We start from the raw sequence: 22001 nt of genomic DNA on the forward strand, positions 1-22001 counted from the left end.
CGTGCAAAGGGGTCGATGCCGTTGATGAGGATGCTGGGAGAACCGCCAAATCCCACCCGTTCGGCTTCTTCCGCGGTGTCCACGATGTGCCGCCGAACGACCATCCCGGGGTTTCCTTCGGTGAGCGCCAGCAGCCGTTCGTCGGTCACTGTCCAATTGGGGCAGCCGTCGAAATATTGCAAAGTGATGTCCATACGCCAACGCTAAACCGTGAAGTGCAGTGCAAGGTCAAGCGTTAGGCTCAGATCATGCTCATTGGAGAGGTCGCCGCCGCTCTCGGCGTTCATCGTCAAACCATTCGTTTTTATGAAAAGCAGGGGCTTGTGCCCTCGCCTCCTCGTCAGCCGAACGGGTACCGTGACTATGATCCCGCCGTGATCAGCAGGTTGAGCTTTATTCAGAGTGGACAGGCGGCCGGCCTCACGCTCGCGGAGATCACCAGTGTTCTTGCCCTTCGCGATGCGGGCCAGGCTCCCTGCTCCCACACATCCTTCCTGCTGGATCGCAAACTGAAAGACGTGCAAGCCCGCCAACTCGAGCTCGCTGTTCTGGCTACGGAGCTCAAGAGACTCATCGACGCCAGTCACGGGCGCGACCCGGTCGAATGCGAGGAGGCAGACATCTGCAACATCATCACCAACCCCGAATACACCGCCGAAGAAAAACACCGGAATGGAAAAGCCGCTTCCCCATCTCGCTAGTGGAATGTCCTCCGCAATTACTCGGTTATGAAGGCGACGGCCCAGGCCAGCCCCGCCGAGTCGACTCCGCTTCAGTTCCGGTTCGTCCGGCTTGAACTGTCCAAGCGGGTCCCGATCACCTTGACCTGGTCTTCCGTCCTTTCGCGGCTGGGGGTCGCACGGAGGAGCGAGGCGAATTTATCGGTCAGTCCAGAACCGGATGACGCGAGCGCGTCTTTCACGTGCACTGCATGGTTGGGATTGATAGGTGCAACGACACCCAGGCTATGGAGCGTTTTCTGGTGCTAGTCTCTCGTCGGCGGGGTAGCCGCTCTCGGCCTGTTTGATGGCCCACGCGGCATTTATCAGCCCCACGTGGCTGAAGGCCTGGGGAAAGTTGCCCAGTTGTTCGCCGGTTTCCGAGTCGACCTCCTCGGCGAGCAGGCCGACGTCGTTGACGTGACTCACGGCTCTCTCAAACACCTCGCGGGCCTCACCGAGCCGCCCGCCGTCGGCGAGCACCTGGGCGAGCCAGAATGTGCAGAGCAGAAACGTTCCCTCGTGACCGTCCAGGCCGTCGACACCGGTGTCAGTTTGGTACCGATAGACCAGGCCTCGAGCATCCGTGAGCCGCTCAATGATGGCGTCTGCGGTGGCGAGCACGCGTGGATCGGATGCTGGCAGGAATCCGACGATGGACATCATCAATGACGACGCATCCAGCTCGGACGAATCAAAGGATTGTGTGAAGGCACTGGCCTCCTCGTTCCATCCCTTCTCGAGGATGGTGGCGCGGATCTGTGCAGCCGTCGCTGACCACTGTGCGATCCGGTCGGTGGCGTGCAGCTGCTCGGCCATGGCGATGGCCCGGTCGAGGGCTACCCAGCACATGAGTTTCGAGTAGAGGAAGTGGCGCGGGGCGCCACGGACTTCCCAGATCCCGTTGTCCGGCTGCTGCCATTGGCTGGCGGCGGCGTCAGCGAGGGCGATCAGGAAGGTTCGCGCAGCCAGTTGAATTTCTCCGAGTTGCCCTCGAAGCCTGAACGCGGAGTCGAGAAGTTCGCCGTAGACATCGAGTTGAGGTTGGTCCCAGGCACCGTTTCCGACCCGCACGGGGCCGCTCCCCCGCCACCCGGTCAGTTGCGGGAGAACGCGTTCGGCCAGGTCATGTTCGCCACCGATGCCGAACATGATCTGCAGATGACGTTCGGGCCTAGAGTGCGCGGCGGCCGCGGTTATGAAGTCAAAGAATTCGTGGGCTTCGTCCGGGCAGGCCGCAACCCAGAGGGCTTTCATGGTGAAGCTGGCGTCGCGCACCCAGGAGTAGCGGTAGTCCCAGTTGCGTTCACCGCCGATTTCCTCGGGCAAGGATGTCGTGGCAGCGGCCACGATCGCACCGGTGGGCTGGTAGCTCAGCGCCTGCAGCACCCGTCCCGAGTGGTGAACCAGCTCCCGCCACGGCCCGTCATAGCTTTGGTGGATCGCCGACCACTCCTGCCAACTCGCGGTCGTTACCGCCAAGCCGGCCGCGATCTCATCCTGAGTGTAGGCACCAGGCAGCGGCTCGCCGAGGCGCGTGCGCTGCAGGGCGAAATACCGGTGTTGCCCTGCCTCGAGAGTGAGCTGCACCCGGATCTCCCCGTCAAGGCCTGTCACCGGAGCAGGAAGCGACAGGGTGAGCCGACCCGAACCACCTGTGGCGACGACACCGGAATCGATCTCAGCAAAAACCGGGACCACCAGACCATATTCGGGGCGAGGGCGGCAGACCATCTCGACGGTGACCCGCCCGCTCGTGCAATGCACGCCGCGCAGCAGCGTGTGTGGGGCGTTTTCGCCAAGACGGTGTGGATCGGCCCCGGCCCCCAACTCCAGGGCATCAATGAGTTCAAGGGTGCCCTCATCGGTATGGAAGGTGGTCTGCAGGGCCATCGTCCCAGCCACGTAGGAGCGGGTTGACGTGCTCGCCGCGGTGGGCCGGATAGACCAGTACCCGGCATCGTCGTCCAGGATTGACGCAAACACGGATTCGCTGTCGAACCGGGGAAAACAGAGCCAGACGATCGAACCCTCCCGAGCAACCAGGGCGGCGGAGTGCCGATCCGAGAGCAACGCGTGGTCGGCGATCGGGAGGTCACTCATGCGAGTTCTTGCCTGCCGGAGGGGAGACAATCGTGTCGATGATGACCTCCGAGTGCAGAGTGCGGTGCACGGGACACTGGTCGGCGATTTCGCGCAGCCGCTGCCGCTGGGTGTCGTCGAGGCCGCCGTCGAAACGGATGATCCGTTCGATTCGGTCCACCTGTCCGGTTTTGGTGTCGCAGTCCGCGCAATCCTGCGCGTGGATTCGGGAGTGTCGGAGCGTCACGGTGACCTTCTCCAGCGGCCACTTCTTGCGCTCGGCATACATCCGCACCGTCATCGAGGTGCACGCACCCAGACCCGCCAGCAGCAAGTCATAGGGTGACGGGCCGGTGTTGGTGCCGATTGGTTCGGGTTCGTCGGCGGTGAGCCGGTGCTGGCCGATCATAATATTCTGGGCGAAAGCGCCCGTACCGCTTTCGGAGACCACGACGAGCCCTTCGTCTGGATCTGCCGGCACCGGGGAAAGGACCGGCACCGGGACCGGGTCGAACGCGTAGCGGCTGGCCCAGGTGGCGAGCATCCCGGCAGCGAATGTGGCATCGGCCGGTTTGGTGAGGAGATGGTCGGCACCGTCGAGGGCGACGAAGGACTTCGGGTGCCGGGCCGCGTCGTAAATGCGCCGCGCGTTGTCCGCGTCGACCGTGGTGTCGACGGGTGAGTGCATGACGAGCAGGGCCGCGCCTAGGTTGCGGATGCGTTCGGCCTGAGGCTGCGCGGCGATATCGTCGAGAAATTGTTGGCGGATGCGGAAGGTACGACCGGCGAGTTGTACTTCAGCCTCTCCGCGCGCTTCGATCTCGGCGCGGCTCTCGAGTAGGAGGTGATTGATGTGGTCGGGGTCGGCCGGAGCTCCAATGGTTGCTACTGCCCGCACTTCGGGGATGCGGTGGGTGACGGCGAGAACGGCCGCCCCGCCCAGCGAGTGCCCGATCAGAAGCGAGGGCGCCGCATAGTGTTCGCGGAGAAAATTGGCGGCGTGGGCCAGATCGTCAATGTTGGAGCTGAAGTTGGTGTTGGCGAAGTCGCCCCCGGATTGGCCGAGGCCGGTGAAGTCGAATCGGAGGACGGCGATGCCGAAGTCGGTCAGGGCTCGGGAGATCCGGGCGGCCGCGAGCACGTCTTTACTGCAGGTGAAGCAGTGCGCAAACAGTGCATACGCCCGAGGCGTTGAGTCCGGAAGATCCAGCCGCGCCGCCAGCGACGACCCGTGGGACCCAGAAAATTCTAATCTTTCGCTCTGTCGACTCATCGTCTTCCTTCTCTGTTGGTGATTCTTAGCCGGGTCCGTGAGTCCGTGAACAGGTTGGCCTGTTTCAGGCAGTCGGCTGCGAGATTCGTAGCCAATAAATGCTGACCGACTTCTGTCTCGTTGGGGCAGTCATCAATGTGAATCAGGCTGTTCTCTTGGCGATAGTGCGCAGCGCTGTGGCATCTTGGATAGTGATGCGTCCGCGTCCTTGACGGATGAGGTTGCGGGCGGCGAAGTCGGACATCGTCTTGCTCGTCGCTTCCCGGGTGGCCCCGAGGAGTCCGGCCAACTGCTCGTGAGTGAGTCGCACGACAGTGGTGTGGCCGAACCGGGGCGGGGTCGCCGCTTCAGCGAGTTTAAGCAGGGTGCGGGCCACTCGTGCGGCCAGGGGACGCACGGCAAGATCGATCAGGCGTTCCTCAAGTCGGGCGACCTGTTCGCCCAGCAGACGGGAGATGCGCACGGCAATGCGGGGATCGGAGAGCAAGTATTGTTCGACCTCGGCGACGCTGAGCTGGCAGATCGCAGCGTCTTCGATCGCTTCAGCATAGTTGTCGTACATTCTTTGGCCGATCAGGAGCATCTCCCCGAATACAGCACCGGGTTCGAGGATTGCCATGGTCAGGGCTTTCCCGTCCTCCGTGACGCGGAAGACGCGCACCCGACCGGCTTTGAGAATAAAGAGCGCGGTGACCGGCTGGCTCTGGCTGAAGACGAACTCCCCGGCCCGGAACGTGCGGGCCGGGGTCATCAGGTCCATCGCGGCGAGTTCAGCCAAACTGAGGTCCGCGAACAGTTCAACCTCCGTGAGGCAGCTGAACGGTTCGGAGGGCGTCGGTAGCAAAGGGTTGACCTCTCGTGCGTGCGGTGACCAGGGGCGTCTATCCCCGGTCGGGGCCGCGCTCAGCTCGTCACCGCAGTCTTCACGCACGGTTCTTGAGCACGCGTACGGCTGTGAGTCCAAGAATAGCTCCGTAGATCAGGTGCCCCATCAAGGACAAGACGCTGGTTATGTCCATGCTGAAGACAGGCATGCCCAGCATCAGGGGCATCATCACCAGCGGCCCAAGGACCCACCAGATGGCACCGTAAGCCATGCCGACGAGGGTGCCGCGACCGTAACCGGTGAGCAGGCGGTTGCCGAACAGGATGGTCAGTCCGAGCCCGATCAGAACGGAGAGCATCAGGTGCATGGCGAAGCCAACCCACGCCGACGTCGAGCCGACCATCGAGGCGATAGTGGTGAGTAGCCCCATCATGGCCATCAGCATCCCAAAAACCACACCGCCGGCGAGTCCACCCAACACTCCGGCAAGGATGCGCCGGTCAAACGTGGAGGGCAGGGCAGTGGAGTGTTGTGCAGCAGTTTGTGAAGCGGACATGAGAGAACCTTTCATCAGTGGAGTGTGCCTACTGCCAGAAAGATAATCGGGAGACAACCGTGAGTTCTGCGACGTGGAACACACAACAAGAAAATAGGCCCGGAGCTGAGACAACCACTGTGACGTCGCCACCCTGGTTGGCCAGATTGCGGGCCGCGCAGATCCCGCCACCCCTCGGCCTCCTGTTCCTGCACGCACCGCGATCGGTACCGTCGTCCAGACGGCACCAAGAGCCGCAGCGCACAGCGACGCGAGGCTTCTTCCCGCCTTTTCCATCATCTGGTAAAGGTTGAGCCCCACGTCGTTGATGGCGATGCGCACGATAACTTGCGCCGTTTCAGGTCGGTCCTCGGCTGAGCGCAGACCGCGGAGCGACCGAGTTGCTCGACTCCGAATTCACATCGTGACAGTGCTGCTAGCGATATTCCGGGTTGGCGTCAAAGCCGAAGCGTTCTCCCTCGTTCCAGGCTTGTCGGAGATTGCCGTAGGCGGGGATACCTCCCGCATCCTTCAGCATTCGTGCGGTGTGGAGAAGATTCCAGGTCATGAACGCTGTATTGCGATTGGTGAAGTCGTTTTCTGGGCCGCCCGATCCAGGGTCGAGGTAGCTCGGTCCCGGTCCGACTTCACCGATCCAGCCAGCGTCAGCAGCCGGTGGGATGCTGTAGCCAATGTGCTGCAGGCTGTAGAGGATGGACATCGCCGCGTGTTTGACACCGTCCTCGTTGCCAGTGATGAGCGCACCTGCCGTCTTGCCGTAATAGACGTATTGACCCTTCTCGTTGAAGAGCCCGCTCATGGCGTAGAGGCGCTCGATGAGCTGGCGGGTGATCGAGGAGTTATCGCCGAGCCAGATCGGTCCGCCGACGACGAGGATGTCAGCGGCGGCAACGAGTGGCCATACCTCGTCGGGCCACGCGTCGTCCTTCCAACCGTGTTCGCGCATGTCCGGATACACGCCGGTCGCAATGTCGTGGTCGATGAATCGGACGACGTCCACCGTCACTCCCCGAGACCGCATCAGCGCGATGCTCTTGTCCATCAACCCCTGCGTATGGCTGAGATCGGGGCTCTTCTTCAACGTGCAGTTAATGAAAACTGCTCTCAGGTCGCCATAGGCTGACGGCTCGACGCTCACTATTCTCCCGCGGACGTGGAGGACTCGAGCATCTGCACGGCCTGATCGGTCGAGAGGACCATCCCCGCGATGTAGTTGAAGTTCGTCACAGCGGCCGCATACCCGTCGCCGAGTTCAGGATGCTGTGCAGCGGCGGTGGCGTCGGCCACGACTGCCACGTCAAATCCCTGTTCCAAGAGTTCACGCAAGTGGCTTTCCACGCACAAGTTGGCCGACATGCCAGCGAGGATGACTTTACTGATTCCGCGTTTCCGGAGCTGGAGCACAAGGTCATTCTGCTCCGGCCCGTATACCTTGTGCGGGCTGCACACGACCGTCTTTCCGTCTTCCAGGAAGGGCTTGAAGCGTTCCAGCCAGTCAGCTCCCGAGCCCACAAACCCCTCAAGGTCCAAGGGACCGGGGCGATCGAACATGCCAATTTCGTGCATCATCTTTTCCAAGGTTCCACCGAATTCCCACAAGTGATCGTGGGGGAAGTAGTAGTGCGGAGAAACGAAGACCCCATAACCGGACGCTTTGGCGGCCACGAGCAATTGTTCTATGTGCTCAACGGTCTTGTTTTTTTCGACGCTCGCACCGACCAGAGCCCAGGTAACACCGTCTGGGCTCAGGAAATCGTTCTGAGGATCGGTCAGCACAAGTGCTGTGCTGGATTTATCGAAAAGCATGGGGCTCTCTTCCGTGAAGTTCCCGGGCGTGCAGCCGCACGACCGTTGCTTTAACACCGTACGCGCGATCGCTCCGCCAAGTCAGTAATCTGGGTCACACATCGCCGACGTCGGAGTTCCGGACCGCTCGACGTCGCCCCGCCTTGGACCTCGGCGCGCGCGTCGCCGGCGCTCCCATCACGCTGGCAGAATTTGGGTGCGCCTCGCCCGTGGGGGCGTTATTCAGTGATCTGTACTTCTTTCCAGAATGTGACGTAGTTGCTGAAATCGCGGCCCACTCGCTCGAAGGCGGAAGGATACGGAGCGGGGTAGCTGAACGCCCGATCCTGCAGCATGGTGTCGCCGTCTTTCACGTTGAAGTACTGGCATTCGCCTTTCCACGGGCAGGTGTACGGGGTGGCGCTTTTGACCAAGAGGTCGGAGTTGACGCTGTCGGGTGGGAAATACCAGTTGCCTTCGATCTTGACCAGGGCGTCTTGGGGCGCTTCGGCGATCACTGTGCCGTTGAGTACTGCCTTCATGGGAGTGAACCTTTCCGTTGGGAAAACATTTATTAACCAGCGTAAAGGCCTGCGCTGACAAGGTCTGTGATCTGGAACACACGGGGCACCCCCGAGGGTCAGAGCATCGTTCCGGCAACGACGCGAATGTGCCCGCCTCGCACAGATGCGGACTGCACATTCACGCCCTCACGTTCGATGACGGTCCAGGGTTGGGCGATGAGGATGGCGCCGCCGACCGCTGTCGCTAACCGAACGAGCGGGCGAAACACCCGCACGGCGCCCACGGGCAACTGCATATCCACGATGCATGCGCGGCCGCCGGGATGCAGGAGCGCGCGCATCCGTGTCCACGCGGGTTGCCAATCGTCAAAGGCGCTCATCACATAGCTGGAAAAGGCGCCGTCGAGGAGGCCTCCCGACGCTGCCGGGAGCTGGTTGTCAGCCTTAACGTGTGGGGGCAGTTCGTTCCAGCGTTTGTCGAGCGCGGCCCGCGAGTCCGGGTGAATCGGCCGCGTCGTCAGTTCGAATGCCCGCGACGCGTCGGTGATCTTCATAAGTTCGTCTGCTTTCGGTGAATCATTTAGACGAGTTCCTGCGCCATGGCGCCCGCCTCGCGAACCAGAACGGCGTCCCGGGCGACCTTCGCGGCAGTGATTGCGCCGTCATAGAGAAGAACGAGGCGGGAAACGACGCTCGTGCCGGGGTCCTCCTGAACGAGTTCGGAAAGATGCGTGCGAACCGCATCGCGGTAGCGATCGGCGACCTGCCGCACCGACACACATTCCGGAAGTTCGATCACCGCGTTGGTGAAGGGGCACCCGTAGAAGGTGTGCGATTCGACAGAGAGCGCGAGTGCTTCAAAGAGGGCAGCAACCCTTTCCCGCGGCGACCACCGGGGATCGTCCAGCGTTCGGGCGTGATCGACCCAACCATTGAGTTCTTCCTCCAGGTACGCCACCACGAGCGCCTCCTTGCTGGCGAAGTTGTTGTAGAGGCTAGCCTTCGCCACCCCCGCGCCACGAACGACGAGATCAATCCCCGTGGCGTTGATGCCATGTTCGTGGAAAAGACGACTGGCGGATGTGAGCAGGCGCACCCGCGCACTCGGCGCCGGCGGTGCAAACGTGGAGTCCATAATTGGATTTTACCAGACAGATCGGTATAGTCGGTAGTGACCAGATAGGTCTACCTAGAAAGAGAGGCACACCATGTCAGATTTGAAAATTGCCGTCGTTATCTACGAGCCCATCACCTCCGACGCTTCACGCGTCTACCGCGGCCTCAAGACCGCCCTCGAATTCAAGCAGGCCGGCGATGACGTCGTCGTCGTCTTCGACGGCTCCGGCGTCGAAACGTTGGCTGCGATTACTGCGCCCAGCCACAAGATGAACCCCCTCGCCGTGGCACTCAAGGACAACATCCGCGGCGCTTGCGGATTCTGCGTCACCTCCCACGGCGTCTCCGACGCAATCGCTCTGGGCGGCTGGAACCTACTCACTGAGTACAAGGGCGAAGCGAGCGTCCGAAACCTCGTGATCGAGGGCTACCAGATCCTCAGCTTCTAACCGCCCCTCCCGCCACTCACCTGATTCGGAGCCCCCCATGACCCTCACTGTAATTCTCGACCTTCAACTCAAGCCAGAAGCAGTTGCGGCCGCACCGGCAATGCTGAGAAAAATCCTCGCCCAGACCCGGGTATTCGAGGGCTGCCTGGGCGTTGACGTGCTCATCGATACTGACGATGCTGCACACGTGATCCTCCTGGAACGCTGGGCCTCAGCCGAAGCCGATGCGGCCTACCGTCAATGGCGCGCCGGGGCAGGTTCGACTGAGCTGACCGAGCTAGTGTCACTCCTTGACGGCGCTCCGAAAATCTCACAGTTTCAGACCGCCAGCGACATCTGATCAACCCCGCGGCGCAGAACCGAGCACACACCCTCGGTTCTGCGGCGTTGCGTGTCCCAGGTTACGAAACCCCAGCCTGCACGGTGCCGCTGTAGATGTAACCGCGGGTCTTTCTCGCACACAACTCGCACGGAGCAGTCCATGTACCAAGGAAGTGGGACGCCACTTACACAAACAACTTGACAAGCTCTACCTAACGTGAATCGACAGCTGAACGTCCTCGGCCGCGAAATAGCATCAAGGTGTGATTGACGAATCCGGCCCCTGGCGTGGCGACCTCCACAAAGCCGTACTGCGCCTTCGAGGGCGGAAAAACCAGAAGCGTACGACTCATCTAACTTTGACCTATTGCGCGCAGCCCCGCATCCCAGATCTCCAACAGAGAAGGAACACTATGACCCGCATCACTGTGCACACCACCGACAACGCACCCGAGGCCGTCCGCACAGAACTCGGCGCCCTCGTCCAGCAATTCGGGAAAGTCCTCAACATCCACGGGGCAATGGCCCACTCACCCGTCGTCCTCCACATGTACGTCGCCTTCCAGCAAGTCATTGGCGACTACGGTACATTCGACAGCCGCACCCGGGAAGCAATCGCCCTCGTCGTCGGCAACGTCGACGAGTGCCGCTACTGCCAGTCCGCTCACACCATAAGCGCGAAAGCCGCAGGCCTGAGTGAAGACCAAACCATCGCCATCCGTAAGGGCACCGTCGACTTCGAGGCGAAGCTCGACGCCCTGCTGGAACTGGCGCGCCAAAGCACCGCCAACAAGGGCGCCGTGAAAGACGACGCGTGGCAGGCCGCCCTCGACGCCGGATGGACCGATACCGAACTCACCGAGCTCTCGGCCCATATCGCACTCAACCTTTTCACCAACTACTTCAACCACCTCGTCGAGACCGACCTCGACCTACCCGCAGCCCCAGGACTCTAAGACCCCGCACGCACCCACGCCGTCAAGCACTGGCGCGCGTCCAACGCTCCCGAACTGGTTCGACTTTCCAGTGGTGAGGTGCCTGCCGTTCGCCGCGCCGCCCTCACACCAAATGCCTGTGCTCCCGCCACGTTTCAAAGGCTTCGGCCGTCAGCGCATGTAGTTGGAACGCCCAGATGAGGTCCTGGGGGCCGGCGCGCGCTGGGACCTGCTCGTCTTGGCGCCTGTGAACCCGAGTAGGCTCATGGGCAGGTTCTGGCGCCGTCCTTGACAACCCACGCTCGGTGGGGTGAACGGAGAATTCCTTGGAAACACGATCAACGACCGTAAACGGTATGGCTGCGCGCTGGTTGGAGCACGGCACGGGCAGCCCCGTTGTTCTCGTGCACGGGATACCCACCTCGCCAAGGCTCTGGCGACACGTAATGCCGCTGGTTCAGGGCAGGACACTGGCGTGGGAAATGCCAGGCTACGGATCAAGCATCCCTGACGGGAAGGACACTGATCTCAGCCTCTCAGCCCAGGCCGGATATCTCCTGGATTGGATCGAATCCCTTGACCTGGCTGAACCACCGATCCTCGTCGGGCATGATCTTGGAGGAGGAGTAGCGCAAATCGCCGCGGTGCGTGCATCTGAGCGATTTTCGGGGCTCGTCCTCACCAATTCGGTGTCCTACGATTCGTGGCCCATACCCAGTGTAAAAGCGATGCAGCGCGTGGCGCCGGGATTGACGTTTACGCCTCAGGTTCTGATGTATCCGATATTCGTCCAGCTAATCTACCGCGGCCACGACAACCGAAATGTTGCCCTGGAATCCCTCGCCGAACACTGGGGGCCGTATGTGTCCCAGGGCGCGGCGCGGAGCATGATGCGACAGGTCGAAGCACTTGATGTCCAGGACACCCTGGACATCGCGGACCAGTTGGTGGACTTGAACCTGCCCGCACGGGTGGTGTGGGGTGAAGCCGATTCGTTCCAAAGAATCGCTTACGGAGAGCGGCTCGCAGCTGACCTCGGAGCGGCCCTGCTCCGGATACCCGGAGGCAAGCATTTCACGCCCGAAGACCATCCACAGAACATTGCCGACGCCATCAACTCGCTCCTCGCCGGCGCCAAGGAAGGATCGACCGCATGACCACCGCTCTCGCTGCTCACCAAGAACGTCGCCAACTGGCTGCGGTAGAGAAGAAAACACATCAGACTGTCTCGAGAACTTGACGAGCGCAGGTTCCGGTGGCACGAAGCTGGGACACAGCAGGCCGTGGGTGGCCAGTTGCGATAGCCACTGCGCGTCAGAGACATCGGTTTTGCGTCCCGGGATGTTCCGGGCGTTTTTCGCATTCACCCGCATCACCGGCAAGAACTCGTCCAGCAGGTAATAGAACGGCTTCCAGTAATCGCTGGTGGATTCCATCCCCACCACGGTCACGTTCTGCGCGTCAAGGAATTCGCTTAAGGTCAGGATCTGATTTGTTGTCGACCCCCAGGTCGTGACGGCAGTGGTGAAGGTCCCGGAGGTTTCTTATGAGTCAACGTGGCGCCTTTCAAAGAAACCTCGGTGCTGTTACGATTGGCGCTGTTTAGAGTTCGCACAGAAACGTGCTTTTATTCAAAACCGATCCGAGAGATCGGGAACTTCGAGCAGCCATCGAAGCATGTGTGAATCGTGGAATCGATAAGGGGACACCACAATGACTAGATCTCCCAACAGGTTGGTCGCAACAATATTCGGGGCCGTGTATCTCCTGGTCGGTCTGCTCGGCTTTGTCGTGACTGCTGGCGTCGGGTTCATCGCAACTGAGGGTGGTTATCTCCTCGGAATCTTCGAGGTCAACCCACTGCACAACATCGTTCATCTACTCATCGGGGCGGCCCTGCTGATTGGTGGACTTTCAAGCGTGTCAGGGGCGAAGGCCGTGAACAGTACCGTTGGCACGGCCTACCTGCTTCTCGGGATCGTCGGGTTTTTCATTGCGGACTCGTCCCTCAACATTTTGGCTCTGAACACCGGGGACCACTTCCTGCACTTGGCTAGCGCTGTGCTTCTGCTCGGAGTCGGGCTCGCTGCGGATCGCTCCGGAAGCAGCACCTCGATGACTTCCTAACACAAGACGAGATCCGACACCCCCTAGGAGCGTGGGTCAGTAACGGCAAAGTTTAAAACGCCGGGCGATTTCCCCGCCTTCGGGCTGGGGTCTGGGAAAATTGCTATGAGCGATTCGGATGGCTTGTTTCCCGCGGCGGAGCTTGAGCACGTCGACCCCGTCGATGCTGGTGTGGAGGCTGGGGCGGGCGTGAATAAGCGGTTCCGGGCGTTTGAACCGGCCGCCGTGATGCTCGTGCCGCCATCGCTGGATGAGTGGTTGCCGCAGAACCATCTGTCGCATTTCATTGCGGACATCGTCGAAACGCAGCTCGACCTGCGGAAGTTTTATGCGTCGTATGCGAAAACGAAAGGGCAGCCGCCGTACGACCCGCGTTTGATGGTCCGGGTCCTCCTCTACAAGTATTGCGTCGGGGTGCGTTCCTCACGCGAGTTGGAGCGGGTGTGTGTGGACGTGGTCGCTTTTCGCTGGTTGGCCGCGCAGCAAGCACCCGATTTTCGTTCCATCGCCCGGTTTCGAAAACGGCACCTCGCGGCGCTGGGGAACGTGTTCCTGCAAGCGTTGGAACTGTGCCGAGCGGCCGGGATGGTGTCGCTGGGGCAGGTCGCCCTCGATGGGACGAAGGTGCGCGCGAACGCCTCCCGGCGCAAAGCTATGAGTTACGCCCGCCTGACCGAGAAGCAGAAAGTCCTCGCGGAGGAAGTGTCCGCGCTGCTCGCTGACGCGGACGCCATCGACACGGCGGAGGACGCCCGGTTCGGGAAGGACAAACGCGGCGACGAGTTGCCCCCGGAACTGGCCCGGCGGGAGTCCCGCCTGGTCAAACTCGCCGAAGCGCGAGCCGCGTTAGAAGCCGACGCGGCCGCGCGGGCCCGGAAAGATGCGGAGAAGAAAGCCCGCGAGAAAGGCGACGACGAAGCCGACGTCGCCCAGAAGGGTGAGGACGCGGCGACGAACGCGGTCGTCGCTCCGAAGGCGCAACGCAACTTCACCGACCCGGACGCCCGCATCATGAAAACCGCCGACGGATCGTTTCATTACGCCTATAACGCGCAGGCCGTCGTTGATCAGGATCACCAAGTCATCGTCGCAACGACGTTGACGAACATTGGCGTGGATGTTGAACAGGTCGTGCCGCTGATGACGAAACTGCACGACACGGTCGGGGTTCTGCCCGGGCAGGTCCTGGCCGATGCCGGGTATTGTTCAGCAGCGAACCTCGACTATGCGAAGGCCCTGCACACGGACACTGGCGGCACGACGGAGTTTTTCATCGCGACCGGACGGGTGAAGCACGGTGAACGTGTTCCGGAGGTTCCTCGGGGTCGGATCCCCGCTGATGCGACGCTGCGAGAACGCATGGCTCGCAAACTGAAGACGAAAAGGGGGCGCACGGTGTATGCGCGGCGCAAAGCGATCGTGGAGCCCGTGTTCGGTCAGATTCACACCCGGCAAGGCAAATTCGTTCTGCTGCGCGGCTTGGACCAAGCCGCCCAGGAGTGGGACCTCATCGCCGCCTGCCACAACCTGATGAAGCTACACAGCATGCACACCCGAGCACTCCTGGCCGCAAACACCCCGCTGTCGCCCCGGCTGGGAACCTAAAGCACCGGCCCCGCCCCGGCGGGCAGCCCCGCCCGACGGCGTCCGGCGCCCTGGCCCTCTTTTCAGTCGGCAGCAACGCTTCGTAGATCCCTAAACCCGTCAACTCACACGACGAGGTTCAGGCCGCCCCTGCGACGCATTGCCACCACGAAACGGGCCCCCCACACCGACTATGCGACTACCGACCCACGCTCCTAGGCACGAAACGCGATGGCCCGCCTTCCGAGACGGGCCACCGCTTTGTTTACTTCCAAAGTCTCACGCGAGAGTTCGATAGACAAACGAAGAGAGCTCCGATCTATCAAGACGTGAAGATTGTCGTCTCGCCTCGCGACGACGGCCGATGCGTCGAGTGTGGCTCACAGAACAATCTTGAATACGATCACGTAATCCCATTGGCATGGGACTGCGGCGATCCTGCTTGTGTCGAGTGTTGGCGAACCGACGTGGGGTCATTCCTGAGATTCGACTCGGCAGGACGTTCCGAGGGGTTCTAGTAATCCTCGTACGTGAAGGCCTCGTCGGTAAGGATGTTCGTCCATGGTTCCAGTCGTGGTTGTGGGAGGTGGACTTTCTGCACCGTGACGGTCGAGTTCGCAGTGATCAGCAGTGTGGTTAGGAACCCGTCTGTATTGGTTACGTTGATGAACCCGCCACCGCGCTGCACTGCGTCAATAACTGAGGTTTTCCATTCCGCCAAGTTATCGTCGGTGTCGACAGAATAACGGTTGCCATTCACTGTCAGGTAATACTCGTTCATGGATTCGGGCCTTATCTCTCATCGGGATCTGAAGGAACACATGATGGTTCAGCAGAGGCCGGACGATGCTCTGAAAAATTGGCGTTAGGAGACAGAGTCTACCCAAGTAGTTTGGATTCTAAACTATTCACAGTTCGTGCTTTTCTGTGTGGGAAGGTGATGGGAATCGCCGCTAATGTGGATGCGAAAATACTTTGGAACCAGCTGAGACTTGCCGTAGATGTCAGGAGGAATGCATGTTCAAGGAAAGTGGCTCCGTCCAGGTTCTCGAGGGTGTGCCTGCTGCTGTAGTCATCCTGCTTCGAGCGTTGGACAAGACCCGTGCTGGGATGGCGGCGGAGGCCGGCTTCACCGGGTCGGAGGTTCGGGTGCTCTTTCGAATCTCGGAAGCTGGCCGGGTAACACCCAAGATGTTGGCCGGCTCCACAGATCTCTCCACGGGTGCGGTCACCGCGATCTCTGACCGGCTGGTCGCTCGGGACATTGTGTGTCGAGTTGCCAACCCGGATGACCGGCGCAGCCTGTTCCTGGAGCTGACCGCGACAGGCGAGACGCTGATGGCGAGCATGTATGTGGGTTTTCGTGCACTGATCGGCAAGGGTCAGGGGAAGATGTCTCATGCTGAACAAGAGGTGCTCGAGGCGCAGCTGCTTGATATCGCAGCAGCGCTTGGTTACGAGATGGAGGAAGGACTTGCTGGAACTCAAAGCGCAGCGATGAAGAGTCCGACGCCCTGAAGCAAGATCAAGGTTCATCGATTTTCGGCATCAGTCGCTATCGTGGGGGTTTCGAGTTATGAAGCGTGAAGGGCCGAGAAATATACAGGTCCGGCGAAGCTGGCCCGCATTACGTTTGGCCTTGACCCGGTTCGTGGAAACGGGTTAAGCGGCGAGTTAAACTTCCGCGTGTTCTGATAAGTATTGCATCTCGAAGTCCACGGGGCTGACTTGCCCGATCGAGGAGTGGCGCCTGCGGCGGATTCCACCGCCGTCTGCTCACTGGAGCCCCGATTCAGCGACCAGGCCCCAGAACGTCTGCCAGTGCGCACGCCACCATACCAGCGGCCTGCCCGGTGACCGCAACGCCGGCCTCCCGTCAACGCCGCCATCCATCCTTCTGGTCCGCCCACATCCATCTCCATGATCGAGGTGTTGCAACGACCACTAGAACCCAAGGCACTATTGGCCCTGTTTTGGGTCGGCGTCAACACAAGTGGCATGTCCATTGGCTACAGCATTCCCGCGGCATTGTTCGGCGGTGGCGCACCTTTCATCGCCACCCTTCTCATCGCGCAGACAGATATCCTCGTTTCAGCTGCGTTCTTCCTGATCGTGACCGCAGTCGTCGGAATCACGGCGGCTCTCTTCCTCAAGGAGACGGACCTGCATCAGGATACGAAGCTGGCGTCTAAAGCTCATCCTGAATTGGTCTCGATGAGACGCCTGGGATAAATCGTGATTGAATCTCGATCCACCTGCCCGTGACGCGTCGGTGGATCAAGCCAAGGCGACGGCTACGTTTTCACCGCGCCTTGGTTCATGACGGGGGCTTCGGTCAGCCGTTGCCAACGGACATCCTTCGTCGGAAGTGCGGTGCGTTGGTGCGTGACCGGAATTGATAAAGGATTATATAGTCGAGTAAACGATTTGTTTACTCGCTGCTATATTGTTTTAGTTATGGATCTTGTCACCAACCCCTTCAAGCCCGGCGCCGGTCGCGTCCCACCGGTCCTTGCCGGCCGTTCCGACCTGCTGGGAGAATTCCGCAACCGGCTCTACCAAGCACGAGAAACGGGGGAGGGGGAACGACCCTGGATCTTGTCCGGACTCCGAGGAGTTGGTAAAACCGTACTGCTGAACCAGCTCGGACGCGAGGCCGCCGAACTCAAACTCATCTTCATTAAGGTTGAAGCGACGAGCAGTAACCCCCTGGCTGTTGCCTTAGCCAAGGAGCTCCATCTCGCACTTCGACGCGTACTCTCCAGTTCCGAGCGATCCAAACAGCTCTGGTCTAAAGCTGCACGCGTCCTGCGTTCCTTCCAAGTGCGCGTCGACCCGTCGGGCACGTACTCGTTCACAGTCGACATCGAAGCGGAGCGTGGTGTTGCCGACAGTGGCGATCTGGCAGTCGATCTCCAGGAGCTACTTCAGACCATCGGGCTTGCCTCCCGCGAAGCCAATACAGTTCTCCTGCTGGCCATCGATGAACTCCAGGAAGCATCATCCGACGATCTCGCTGCGCTCAACGTTGCCCTACACAATCTTGGCCAGGACGTTTTCCCAGTCCCGGTCGTCTTCGTCGGCGCCGGGTTACCCTCCCTCCCTGCAGTGCTCGCCGATGCCACGAGCTATGCGGAGCGCCTCTATGACTACCGACAGATTGGGTTGCTCGACACGGCTGCAACTATTGAAGCCCTCACTGCTCCCGCACGCGCCAACGGAGTAGATTGGGAGCCTGACGCACTGAATGCAGCCGTGACGGCCACGGGCGGATACCCGTATTTTATCCAAGCCTGCGGGAGCCATGTCTGGGCAGTGCGGGCGACGGACATCATCACACTTGACGATGCCAGGATCGGCATCGAATCAGCGCGAACCGAGGTTGAACAAGGTCTCTACCAGTCAAGGTGGGAGCGGGCCACCCCCACACAGCGAGCCTTCATGGCTGCGATGGCGATCGATAACGATGCTCCGTCATCAATGGCAGAACTAGTGGCCCGATTGGGCAAGAAGCGCACCACGGATCTCTCCGTCAATCGCCGAGACCTGATCCGAAACGGTTACATCTACACGCCCGAACGCGGCTTCGTCGCGTTCACCGTGCCCGGCATGGCCGACTTCATCGACCGACAAATCGAGTAGCCGCCGCGACGGATAGGCCTACGCCGGAACCTGCCGGTGGGCAGTGAACGATCGAGCGGCCGCGATGACGTTCGGGGCGACGTCGTCGAGCGGTTCGACGCGCAGTAGAGCAGCGGGGAGTTGTCGCCGGGTGCCGGGTTCACTCCTAGAAACCACGCCTGAATCGTCTGCGCTCTCTCGCGCTCACGCAAGAGACCGGCAACGTAGTAAGCGGTCCGCAGCCGTGGGACGTCGTCTTTGAAACCCCACAATGGAGGGCGTTACTTGCTGTTTAGTCGGTCGTCCGTGTCGACAGCGCGGTCAATAGCGGCCAGGATTGCGTCGAGCTCTTCGAAGTCTTCAGCGCCATAGACGTTCAGGTCGCTCCTGTCGCGTTCTTCATTCATAGGTCGAATTTACTGGCCACGCGGAAGATGCGCAGTTAATTGAACCTGCCCGCGGCCGCCTCTGCCTGGATGCGGCCAATGGCCGCCTGCGCGGTGGCCGTCGTGCCCAGCACGGCCTCGCTGTCCACCTGATAGCTCGTCATGTCTGTGGACCTCTCGTCGCCCGCTACCGTACGACCGCGCGCGGACCCGGACGATGTGGCCATGACAGTGGATGGCGCCCCACCGGCCGCGGGTGGGGAGGGTGCGGCCCCTGCCGGTCGCGCTCCGGCCACGAGCTAGCTATACGGGGGACACATGCGCGACATTCGGCCTCGACAGCCTTGGAATGTAACCCCACACCAAGGAGACCGCATGAGACTTCTCACCCCAACCCGCCAGATCCGACCGAGCGGACGCCGTCCCGCGAGGGCAGTGGCCGTGTTCGTCGGCATCGCCCTCGCCGCCGGTGCGACCGTACCCGCGACCGCCGTCGCGCACGCGAGCGAGGCGCCTGAGGCCGTCACGGTCATTAACGCGGCTCACCGCGGCGCGAGTGCGTACTACCCAGAAAACACGCTCCTCTCCTTTCGGGAGGGCATCACCCTCGGCGGCGACTTCGCCGAGCTCGACGTCCAGCGTTCCACAGACGGCGAACTCGTCGTCATCCACGACACCAGCCTGGCTCGGACGACGAACGTCGAGCAGCTCTTCCCCGACCGCGCTCCCTGGAAAGTGGGCGACTTCACCTATTCCGAGATGCTCCGCCTCGACGCCGGTTCCTGGAAGGACCCGAAGTTCGCCGGTGAGAAGATCCCGACTCTAGCCGAGTCAATCCAGGCCATCCGAAACAGCAGCGGCGGCATGCTCCTCGAAATCAAGGCGCCGGAACTCTACCCCGGCATCGAGGACGATGTGGTCGCGGAGATGGACACCTTCCCCGGCTACGTCCAATCGGCCGTCTCAGCCGGGCGCCTCGTTGTGCAGTCATTCAACTTCGGCTCGATGAAAGCCTTCAAGGCGCTTGAGCCGACCGTGCCCGTTGGGCTCCTCGGCACTCCGACGATCACTCAGCTGCCCGAGTTGGCGACCTGGGCGGACCAGGTCAACCCGTATCACTACTCCATCGACGCCGCCTACGTTGCCGAGGTTCACCGCCTCGGGATGGAGTGCCTGACGTGGACGGTCGATAGCGACGCAGACATCAAGCGCGCGATCGACCTAGGCGTTGACGGCGTGATCACCAACCGGCCCGACGCGCTGGAGCGCATCCTGGCCGACCGGGTGGCGCGAGCCTAAAGCGAACTTGCCTCAGGGGCGCTCGGCGAAGTGATCCCCTGGGGCGCGTTCAGGGAACCGGCCAGGAGAAGCCAGACCCGGTCGCGCCGCCGCAGTGGGTGTCGAGGACCTCTACGGTGCCGTTGTGACTCGCCACGATGGACGCGACGATGGCGAGACCGCTGCCCCCGGTTTCGCGGGCGCGTGAGGTGTCCGCGCGCCAGAAGCGCTGGAAGATCTTGTCCCGAATCTGGGGCGGGATGCCCTCGCCGTGGTCGACCACGGCCATCGACACCCGCTGGTTCCGTCGATCGACGGACACCTCGAGCTCGACCGGGCTATCCGGGGTGGCTTGTGAATTCGTCGCATATCCGACGTTAGTGTCCTGTCGGGTGTTTGAGGATATGCCCCGAAACCGCGAAATGCAGGCACGCAGGGAAGCTGCGAGGACCGGCCAGAATGGTCACAACCAGGGCGCCGCGACGAATGACCTCGCGTGAGGCCCACTCACCCGACAGCGACCGTTAGCGTACGTTTCATTCCGTGTTCTGAGGCGCCCCGCCAAGAGTCGACGGTTCTTCCAGATCCGCTCGCAGGTCGAACCTTCCGCGACGGCCACCACGCGGCCATCGCCACGAACCAACGATTGGTCGCCGCGTCAGGTCCCTCTTTCGCATCCATATTGCTGGAAAAGCATACTATAACTATACTTTTCAAGTATGAGCATTGTTGTTGAACCGATCCTTGAGGAACTGGCGGCTGGTCAGTGGGGTCTGTTCACGACGGCTCAGGCGCGGGCGCGGGGGGTGGGTCGCGCCAATCTCTCGCATCGGGAACGAGACGGGCGTCTTGAGCGTCTCGCTCACGGCGTGTACCGCCTCGGGGGAGTACCGGTCGCTCCTCTGGACGATCTGCGCGCCGCCTGGATGTCAACCGAACCAATCATGCCGGCCTGGGAGCGAGTCAGTACCTCGCAGGTTGTGGTGGGCGGGGCCGCAGCGGCAGCCGTGCATGAGTGCGGCGACATCAATCCGGTCCCGTACCGCCTGATCACCCGTGAGCGACGCCAGACTCAACGAACGGACATTGTCTACAGCCGGGGCCAGCTGGATTCCAGCGACGTTGTAGTTGTCGGAGGGCTCCCGGTGACGAGCGTCGAGCGCACGGTCGCTGATCTCGTCGACAAGATCGGCGACCTGTCTCTGGTCGGGGACGTGCTGGCCGACGCGACCCGAGGGGAACGAGCGGTCGACCTCAAACACCTCGGCCTCCTGCTGGCCCCGTACGCGGCACGATACGGCCACCCTCGAGGCGGCGGCTCGGCACTGCTGGAACAACTCCGCAGGAGCGCGGGAATCGACGATGTCGCCGCAGCCCGTGCGCTCGTGCAGCGGCCGGCTATCGGCGCCGCTCTGGCGGAAATCGTCAGCCGGGAAGTCGCGGAACAACTGAGAACCATCGTCGCCCTCCTCCAGCCCGAACTGCCCGGGGGCGTTGAGCTGCGCGACATCGAGCGGATGTTCACACCGGCGCTCACAGAGCAGAGTCGCCTGGTCTCCGAAATCGCGGACACCGTGCTCGCACCCGTCGTTCACCGACATCGCGAGCAGATGGATCACACCTTGAAAACCATTGCAGCGCAGCTATCGACGCCCGCGCGCCGCCAGAGGACTGCCCAGCAAGAAGGGGAAGAACAATAATCGCTAACGAGCCCTACCCGGATGGGCGTGCCGTGCTGTCCGCGATCACCGAGAAGGCCCGCGCAGCGCACCGGAGCGGCGTCGGGTCCTCCGTCCAGGGCCTCATCGACCTCGTTATCTTCGATCGCTTCCTCTGCCGGGTGTTCTCTCAAGACGGTTGTCCATTCGCGCTGAAGGGAGGCACGAGCATGCTCGCCCGGCTTCCCAATCGCGAAGCACGACCGACGTGGACCTCGAGACGGCAGAGATGAGTATCGACGCCGCCATCGCGCAGCTGGCGTCGGCAGCCAGCATCGACCTCGGCGATCATTTCGAGTTCCGATATGTCAGTCACCGCGACACCGGCGGCACCACCCAGCCTGAGCTCCACGCAGCCGCCATCACGTTTAGCGTCACCGTTCGAGGCGCCGGCACCCGGAACCCCCTCAAGGTCGATTTGGCCATCCACAAACGCACCCCCGCCGCACCACTGGACATCATCACTCCAGCATTCAGGCTCGACATGTCACGTCTGGGACCGGCCGTGGCGTACCAAGCGATCGCGGTCGAGGACCAGATCGCGGACAAGGTGTGCGCGACCCTATCCACCTACGGCGGCCAGGCCTCCACCCGATCCAAAGATCTCTGGGCTGCTGCGGGGATTTCGGACAGCGGAATTAGTGGATTCGTCTACGCTGCCAGGGCTGGCTGCTGATAACCATAGTGGACTTCGTTGGGCC

Annotated in this window: 25 protein-coding genes and 3 pseudogenes; 13 read left to right on the forward strand and 15 right to left on the reverse strand. The window is 61.6% G+C overall.

From position 1 onward, the window contains the following. Positions 1 to 194: pseudogene (locus tag IWX77_RS16070) on the reverse strand (thioredoxin family protein); the annotation flags it as partial. Positions 195 to 248: 54 nt separating this feature from the next. On the opposite strand from IWX77_RS16070, the gene IWX77_RS16075 reads away from it, so the two are divergent. Continuing rightward, positions 249 to 701 carry a heavy metal-responsive transcriptional regulator gene (locus tag IWX77_RS16075; RefSeq protein ID WP_196845562.1) on the forward strand — a complete coding sequence of 151 codons (453 nt, stop codon included), beginning with the start codon at positions 249 to 251 and terminating at the stop codon, positions 699 to 701. Positions 702 to 965: 264 nt separating this feature from the next. On the opposite strand, the gene IWX77_RS16080 is transcribed toward IWX77_RS16075, so the two are convergent. The 9 genes from IWX77_RS16080 to IWX77_RS16120 all read right to left on the reverse strand — a co-directional run bounded on the left by IWX77_RS16080 (position 966) and on the right by IWX77_RS16120 (position 8900). Then, complete coding sequence (locus tag IWX77_RS16080; RefSeq protein WP_196845563.1) at positions 966 to 2822, reverse strand: glycoside hydrolase family 15 protein; 1857 nt, start codon at positions 2820 to 2822, stop codon at positions 966 to 968. Further along, positions 2815 to 4074 (reverse strand): bifunctional alpha/beta hydrolase/OsmC family protein, encoded by a 1260-nt coding sequence (locus IWX77_RS16085; protein WP_196845564.1) that lies wholly within the window; start codon positions 4072 to 4074, stop codon positions 2815 to 2817. The genes IWX77_RS16080 and IWX77_RS16085 overlap by 8 nt, the downstream gene beginning before the upstream one ends. A gap of 142 nt (positions 4075 to 4216) precedes the next feature. Beyond that, positions 4217 to 4852, reverse strand: coding sequence for a Crp/Fnr family transcriptional regulator (locus IWX77_RS16090; protein WP_327012257.1), 636 nt, complete (start codon positions 4850 to 4852; stop codon positions 4217 to 4219). A gap of 145 nt (positions 4853 to 4997) precedes the next feature. After that, the gene (locus IWX77_RS16095; protein WP_327012256.1) at positions 4998 to 5456 is read right to left on the reverse strand and encodes a hypothetical protein; all 459 of its coding nucleotides are present in this window, start codon (positions 5454 to 5456) and stop codon (positions 4998 to 5000) included. A 415-nt stretch (positions 5457 to 5871) separates the two neighbouring features. Then, positions 5872 to 6597 (reverse strand): flavodoxin family protein, encoded by a 726-nt coding sequence (locus IWX77_RS16100; RefSeq protein WP_196845585.1) that lies wholly within the window; start codon positions 6595 to 6597, stop codon positions 5872 to 5874. After that, complete coding sequence (locus IWX77_RS16105) at positions 6594 to 7262, reverse strand: isochorismatase family protein (RefSeq protein WP_196845565.1); 669 nt, start codon at positions 7260 to 7262, stop codon at positions 6594 to 6596. Before IWX77_RS16105 ends, IWX77_RS16100 begins: the two co-directional genes overlap by 4 nt. 218 nt (positions 7263 to 7480) lie before the next feature. Further along, positions 7481 to 7783, reverse strand: coding sequence for a DUF427 domain-containing protein (locus IWX77_RS16110; RefSeq protein ID WP_196845566.1), 303 nt, complete (start codon positions 7781 to 7783; stop codon positions 7481 to 7483). Between the two features lie 98 nt (positions 7784 to 7881). Beyond that, the gene (locus IWX77_RS16115; RefSeq protein WP_196845567.1) at positions 7882 to 8319 is read right to left on the reverse strand and encodes a hypothetical protein; all 438 of its coding nucleotides are present in this window, start codon (positions 8317 to 8319) and stop codon (positions 7882 to 7884) included. A 26-nt stretch (positions 8320 to 8345) separates the two neighbouring features. Beyond that, positions 8346 to 8900: a TetR/AcrR family transcriptional regulator gene (locus tag IWX77_RS16120; RefSeq protein ID WP_196845568.1), complete on the reverse strand. Its 555-nt coding sequence runs from the start codon at positions 8898 to 8900 to the stop codon at positions 8346 to 8348. 73 nt (positions 8901 to 8973) lie between these two features. Between IWX77_RS16120 and IWX77_RS16125 the strand changes: the two genes are divergently transcribed. The 4 genes from IWX77_RS16125 to IWX77_RS17545 all read left to right on the forward strand — a co-directional run bounded on the left by IWX77_RS16125 (position 8974) and on the right by IWX77_RS17545 (position 11743). Continuing rightward, on the forward strand, positions 8974 to 9330 hold the full coding sequence (locus IWX77_RS16125; RefSeq protein WP_196845569.1) for a DsrE family protein: 357 nt from the start codon (positions 8974 to 8976) through the stop codon (positions 9328 to 9330). Positions 9331 to 9367: 37 nt separating this feature from the next. Next, the gene (locus tag IWX77_RS16130) at positions 9368 to 9670 is read left to right on the forward strand and encodes a putative quinol monooxygenase (protein ID WP_196845570.1); all 303 of its coding nucleotides are present in this window, start codon (positions 9368 to 9370) and stop codon (positions 9668 to 9670) included. 394 nt (positions 9671 to 10064) lie between these two features. Beyond that, a complete protein-coding gene (locus IWX77_RS16135) occupies positions 10065 to 10607 on the forward strand; it encodes a carboxymuconolactone decarboxylase family protein (RefSeq protein ID WP_196845571.1) in 543 nt (180 codons plus the stop codon). A 425-nt stretch (positions 10608 to 11032) separates the two neighbouring features. Further along, entirely contained in the window at positions 11033 to 11743 is a 711-nt protein-coding gene (locus IWX77_RS17545; protein ID WP_442873498.1) for an alpha/beta fold hydrolase, read from the forward strand. A 90-nt stretch (positions 11744 to 11833) separates the two neighbouring features. On the opposite strand, the pseudogene IWX77_RS17550 reads toward IWX77_RS17545, so the two are convergent. Next, positions 11834 to 12112 (reverse strand): annotated as a pseudogene (locus IWX77_RS17550) (IS110 family transposase); the annotation flags it as partial. Between the two features lie 187 nt (positions 12113 to 12299). Between IWX77_RS17550 and IWX77_RS16150 the strand changes: the two are divergent. Next, positions 12300 to 12713, forward strand: coding sequence for a DUF4383 domain-containing protein (locus IWX77_RS16150; protein ID WP_196845573.1), 414 nt, complete (start codon positions 12300 to 12302; stop codon positions 12711 to 12713). 189 nt (positions 12714 to 12902) lie between these two features. After that, on the forward strand, positions 12903 to 14318 hold the full coding sequence (locus IWX77_RS16155; RefSeq protein ID WP_442784489.1) for an IS1182 family transposase: 1416 nt from the start codon (positions 12903 to 12905) through the stop codon (positions 14316 to 14318). 493 nt (positions 14319 to 14811) lie between these two features. On the opposite strand, the gene IWX77_RS16160 is transcribed toward IWX77_RS16155, so the two are convergent. Further along, on the reverse strand, positions 14812 to 15078 hold the full coding sequence (locus tag IWX77_RS16160) for a hypothetical protein (protein WP_196845575.1): 267 nt from the start codon (positions 15076 to 15078) through the stop codon (positions 14812 to 14814). Positions 15079 to 15314: 236 nt separating this feature from the next. Here IWX77_RS16160 and IWX77_RS16165 point away from each other — a divergent pair, with 236 nt between their 5' ends. From IWX77_RS16165 to IWX77_RS16175, 3 genes are all read left to right on the forward strand, one after another. Continuing rightward, a complete protein-coding gene (locus IWX77_RS16165) occupies positions 15315 to 15815 on the forward strand; it encodes a MarR family winged helix-turn-helix transcriptional regulator (protein WP_196845576.1) in 501 nt (166 codons plus the stop codon). A 402-nt stretch (positions 15816 to 16217) separates the two neighbouring features. Further along, positions 16218 to 16529, forward strand: a complete 312-nt coding sequence (locus IWX77_RS16170) for a hypothetical protein (protein WP_196845577.1) — start codon at positions 16218 to 16220, stop codon at positions 16527 to 16529. Between the two features lie 153 nt (positions 16530 to 16682). Beyond that, complete coding sequence (locus tag IWX77_RS16175) at positions 16683 to 17939, forward strand: ATP-binding protein (RefSeq protein ID WP_196845578.1); 1257 nt, start codon at positions 16683 to 16685, stop codon at positions 17937 to 17939. An 18-nt stretch (positions 17940 to 17957) separates the two neighbouring features. On the opposite strand, the gene IWX77_RS16180 is transcribed toward IWX77_RS16175, so the two are convergent. Beyond that, a complete protein-coding gene (locus IWX77_RS16180) occupies positions 17958 to 18095 on the reverse strand; it encodes a hypothetical protein (protein ID WP_196845579.1) in 138 nt (45 codons plus the stop codon). Positions 18096 to 18199: 104 nt separating this feature from the next. Next, complete coding sequence (locus IWX77_RS17285) at positions 18200 to 18325, reverse strand: hypothetical protein (protein WP_327012255.1); 126 nt, start codon at positions 18323 to 18325, stop codon at positions 18200 to 18202. Positions 18326 to 18679: 354 nt separating this feature from the next. On the opposite strand from IWX77_RS17285, the gene IWX77_RS16190 reads away from it, so the two are divergent. Next, positions 18680 to 19603, forward strand: a complete 924-nt coding sequence (locus IWX77_RS16190; protein WP_196845580.1) for a glycerophosphodiester phosphodiesterase — start codon at positions 18680 to 18682, stop codon at positions 19601 to 19603. A 49-nt stretch (positions 19604 to 19652) separates the two neighbouring features. Here IWX77_RS16190 and IWX77_RS16195 read toward each other — a convergent pair. After that, positions 19653 to 19925 (reverse strand): annotated as a pseudogene (locus IWX77_RS16195) (ATP-binding protein); the annotation flags it as partial. Between the two features lie 376 nt (positions 19926 to 20301). On the opposite strand from IWX77_RS16195, the gene IWX77_RS16200 reads away from it, so the two are divergent. Continuing rightward, complete coding sequence (locus tag IWX77_RS16200; RefSeq protein ID WP_196845581.1) at positions 20302 to 21282, forward strand: type IV toxin-antitoxin system AbiEi family antitoxin domain-containing protein; 981 nt, start codon at positions 20302 to 20304, stop codon at positions 21280 to 21282. A 157-nt stretch (positions 21283 to 21439) separates the two neighbouring features. Further along, the gene (locus IWX77_RS16205) at positions 21440 to 21976 is read left to right on the forward strand and encodes a nucleotidyl transferase AbiEii/AbiGii toxin family protein (RefSeq protein WP_327012253.1); all 537 of its coding nucleotides are present in this window, start codon (positions 21440 to 21442) and stop codon (positions 21974 to 21976) included. Positions 21977 to 22001: the final 25 nt, after the last annotated feature.

This window comes from Cryobacterium sp. CAN_C2 (assembly GCF_015751745.1).
Taxonomy (GTDB): Bacteria; Actinomycetota; Actinomycetes; order Actinomycetales; family Microbacteriaceae; genus Cryobacterium.

Excerpts from the sequence above, each read along its gene's own strand:
- IWX77_RS16165 (WP_196845576.1), top strand. The coding sequence starts at position 15,315 with ATGTTCAAGGAAAGTGGCTCCGTCCAGGTTCTCGAGGGTGTGCCTGCT.
- IWX77_RS16170 (WP_196845577.1), top strand. The coding sequence starts at position 16,218 with ATGATCGAGGTGTTGCAACGACCACTAGAACCCAAGGCACTATTGGCC.
- IWX77_RS16160 (WP_196845575.1), bottom strand. The coding sequence starts at position 15,078 with ATGAACGAGTATTACCTGACAGTGAATGGCAACCGTTATTCTGTCGAC.
- IWX77_RS16190 (WP_196845580.1), top strand. The coding sequence starts at position 18,680 with ATGAGACTTCTCACCCCAACCCGCCAGATCCGACCGAGCGGACGCCGT.
- IWX77_RS16085 (WP_196845564.1), bottom strand. The coding sequence starts at position 4,074 with ATGAGTCGACAGAGCGAAAGATTAGAATTTTCTGGGTCCCACGGGTCG.
- IWX77_RS16125 (WP_196845569.1), top strand. The coding sequence starts at position 8,974 with ATGTCAGATTTGAAAATTGCCGTCGTTATCTACGAGCCCATCACCTCC.
- IWX77_RS16150 (WP_196845573.1), top strand. The coding sequence starts at position 12,300 with ATGACTAGATCTCCCAACAGGTTGGTCGCAACAATATTCGGGGCCGTG.
- IWX77_RS16135 (WP_196845571.1), top strand. The coding sequence starts at position 10,065 with ATGACCCGCATCACTGTGCACACCACCGACAACGCACCCGAGGCCGTC.
- IWX77_RS16110 (WP_196845566.1), bottom strand. The coding sequence starts at position 7,783 with ATGAAGGCAGTACTCAACGGCACAGTGATCGCCGAAGCGCCCCAAGAC.
- IWX77_RS16075 (WP_196845562.1), top strand. The coding sequence starts at position 249 with ATGCTCATTGGAGAGGTCGCCGCCGCTCTCGGCGTTCATCGTCAAACC.
- IWX77_RS16115 (WP_196845567.1), bottom strand. The coding sequence starts at position 8,319 with ATGAAGATCACCGACGCGTCGCGGGCATTCGAACTGACGACGCGGCCG.
- IWX77_RS16105 (WP_196845565.1), bottom strand. The coding sequence starts at position 7,262 with ATGCTTTTCGATAAATCCAGCACAGCACTTGTGCTGACCGATCCTCAG.
- IWX77_RS17285 (WP_327012255.1), bottom strand. The coding sequence starts at position 18,325 with ATGAATGAAGAACGCGACAGGAGCGACCTGAACGTCTATGGCGCTGAA.
- IWX77_RS16120 (WP_196845568.1), bottom strand. The coding sequence starts at position 8,900 with ATGGACTCCACGTTTGCACCGCCGGCGCCGAGTGCGCGGGTGCGCCTG.
- IWX77_RS16080 (WP_196845563.1), bottom strand. The coding sequence starts at position 2,822 with ATGAGTGACCTCCCGATCGCCGACCACGCGTTGCTCTCGGATCGGCAC.
- IWX77_RS16095 (WP_327012256.1), bottom strand. The coding sequence starts at position 5,456 with ATGTCCGCTTCACAAACTGCTGCACAACACTCCACTGCCCTGCCCTCC.
- IWX77_RS16200 (WP_196845581.1), top strand. The coding sequence starts at position 20,302 with ATGAGCATTGTTGTTGAACCGATCCTTGAGGAACTGGCGGCTGGTCAG.
- IWX77_RS16130 (WP_196845570.1), top strand. The coding sequence starts at position 9,368 with ATGACCCTCACTGTAATTCTCGACCTTCAACTCAAGCCAGAAGCAGTT.
- IWX77_RS17545 (WP_442873498.1), top strand. The coding sequence starts at position 11,033 with ATGCCGCTGGTTCAGGGCAGGACACTGGCGTGGGAAATGCCAGGCTAC.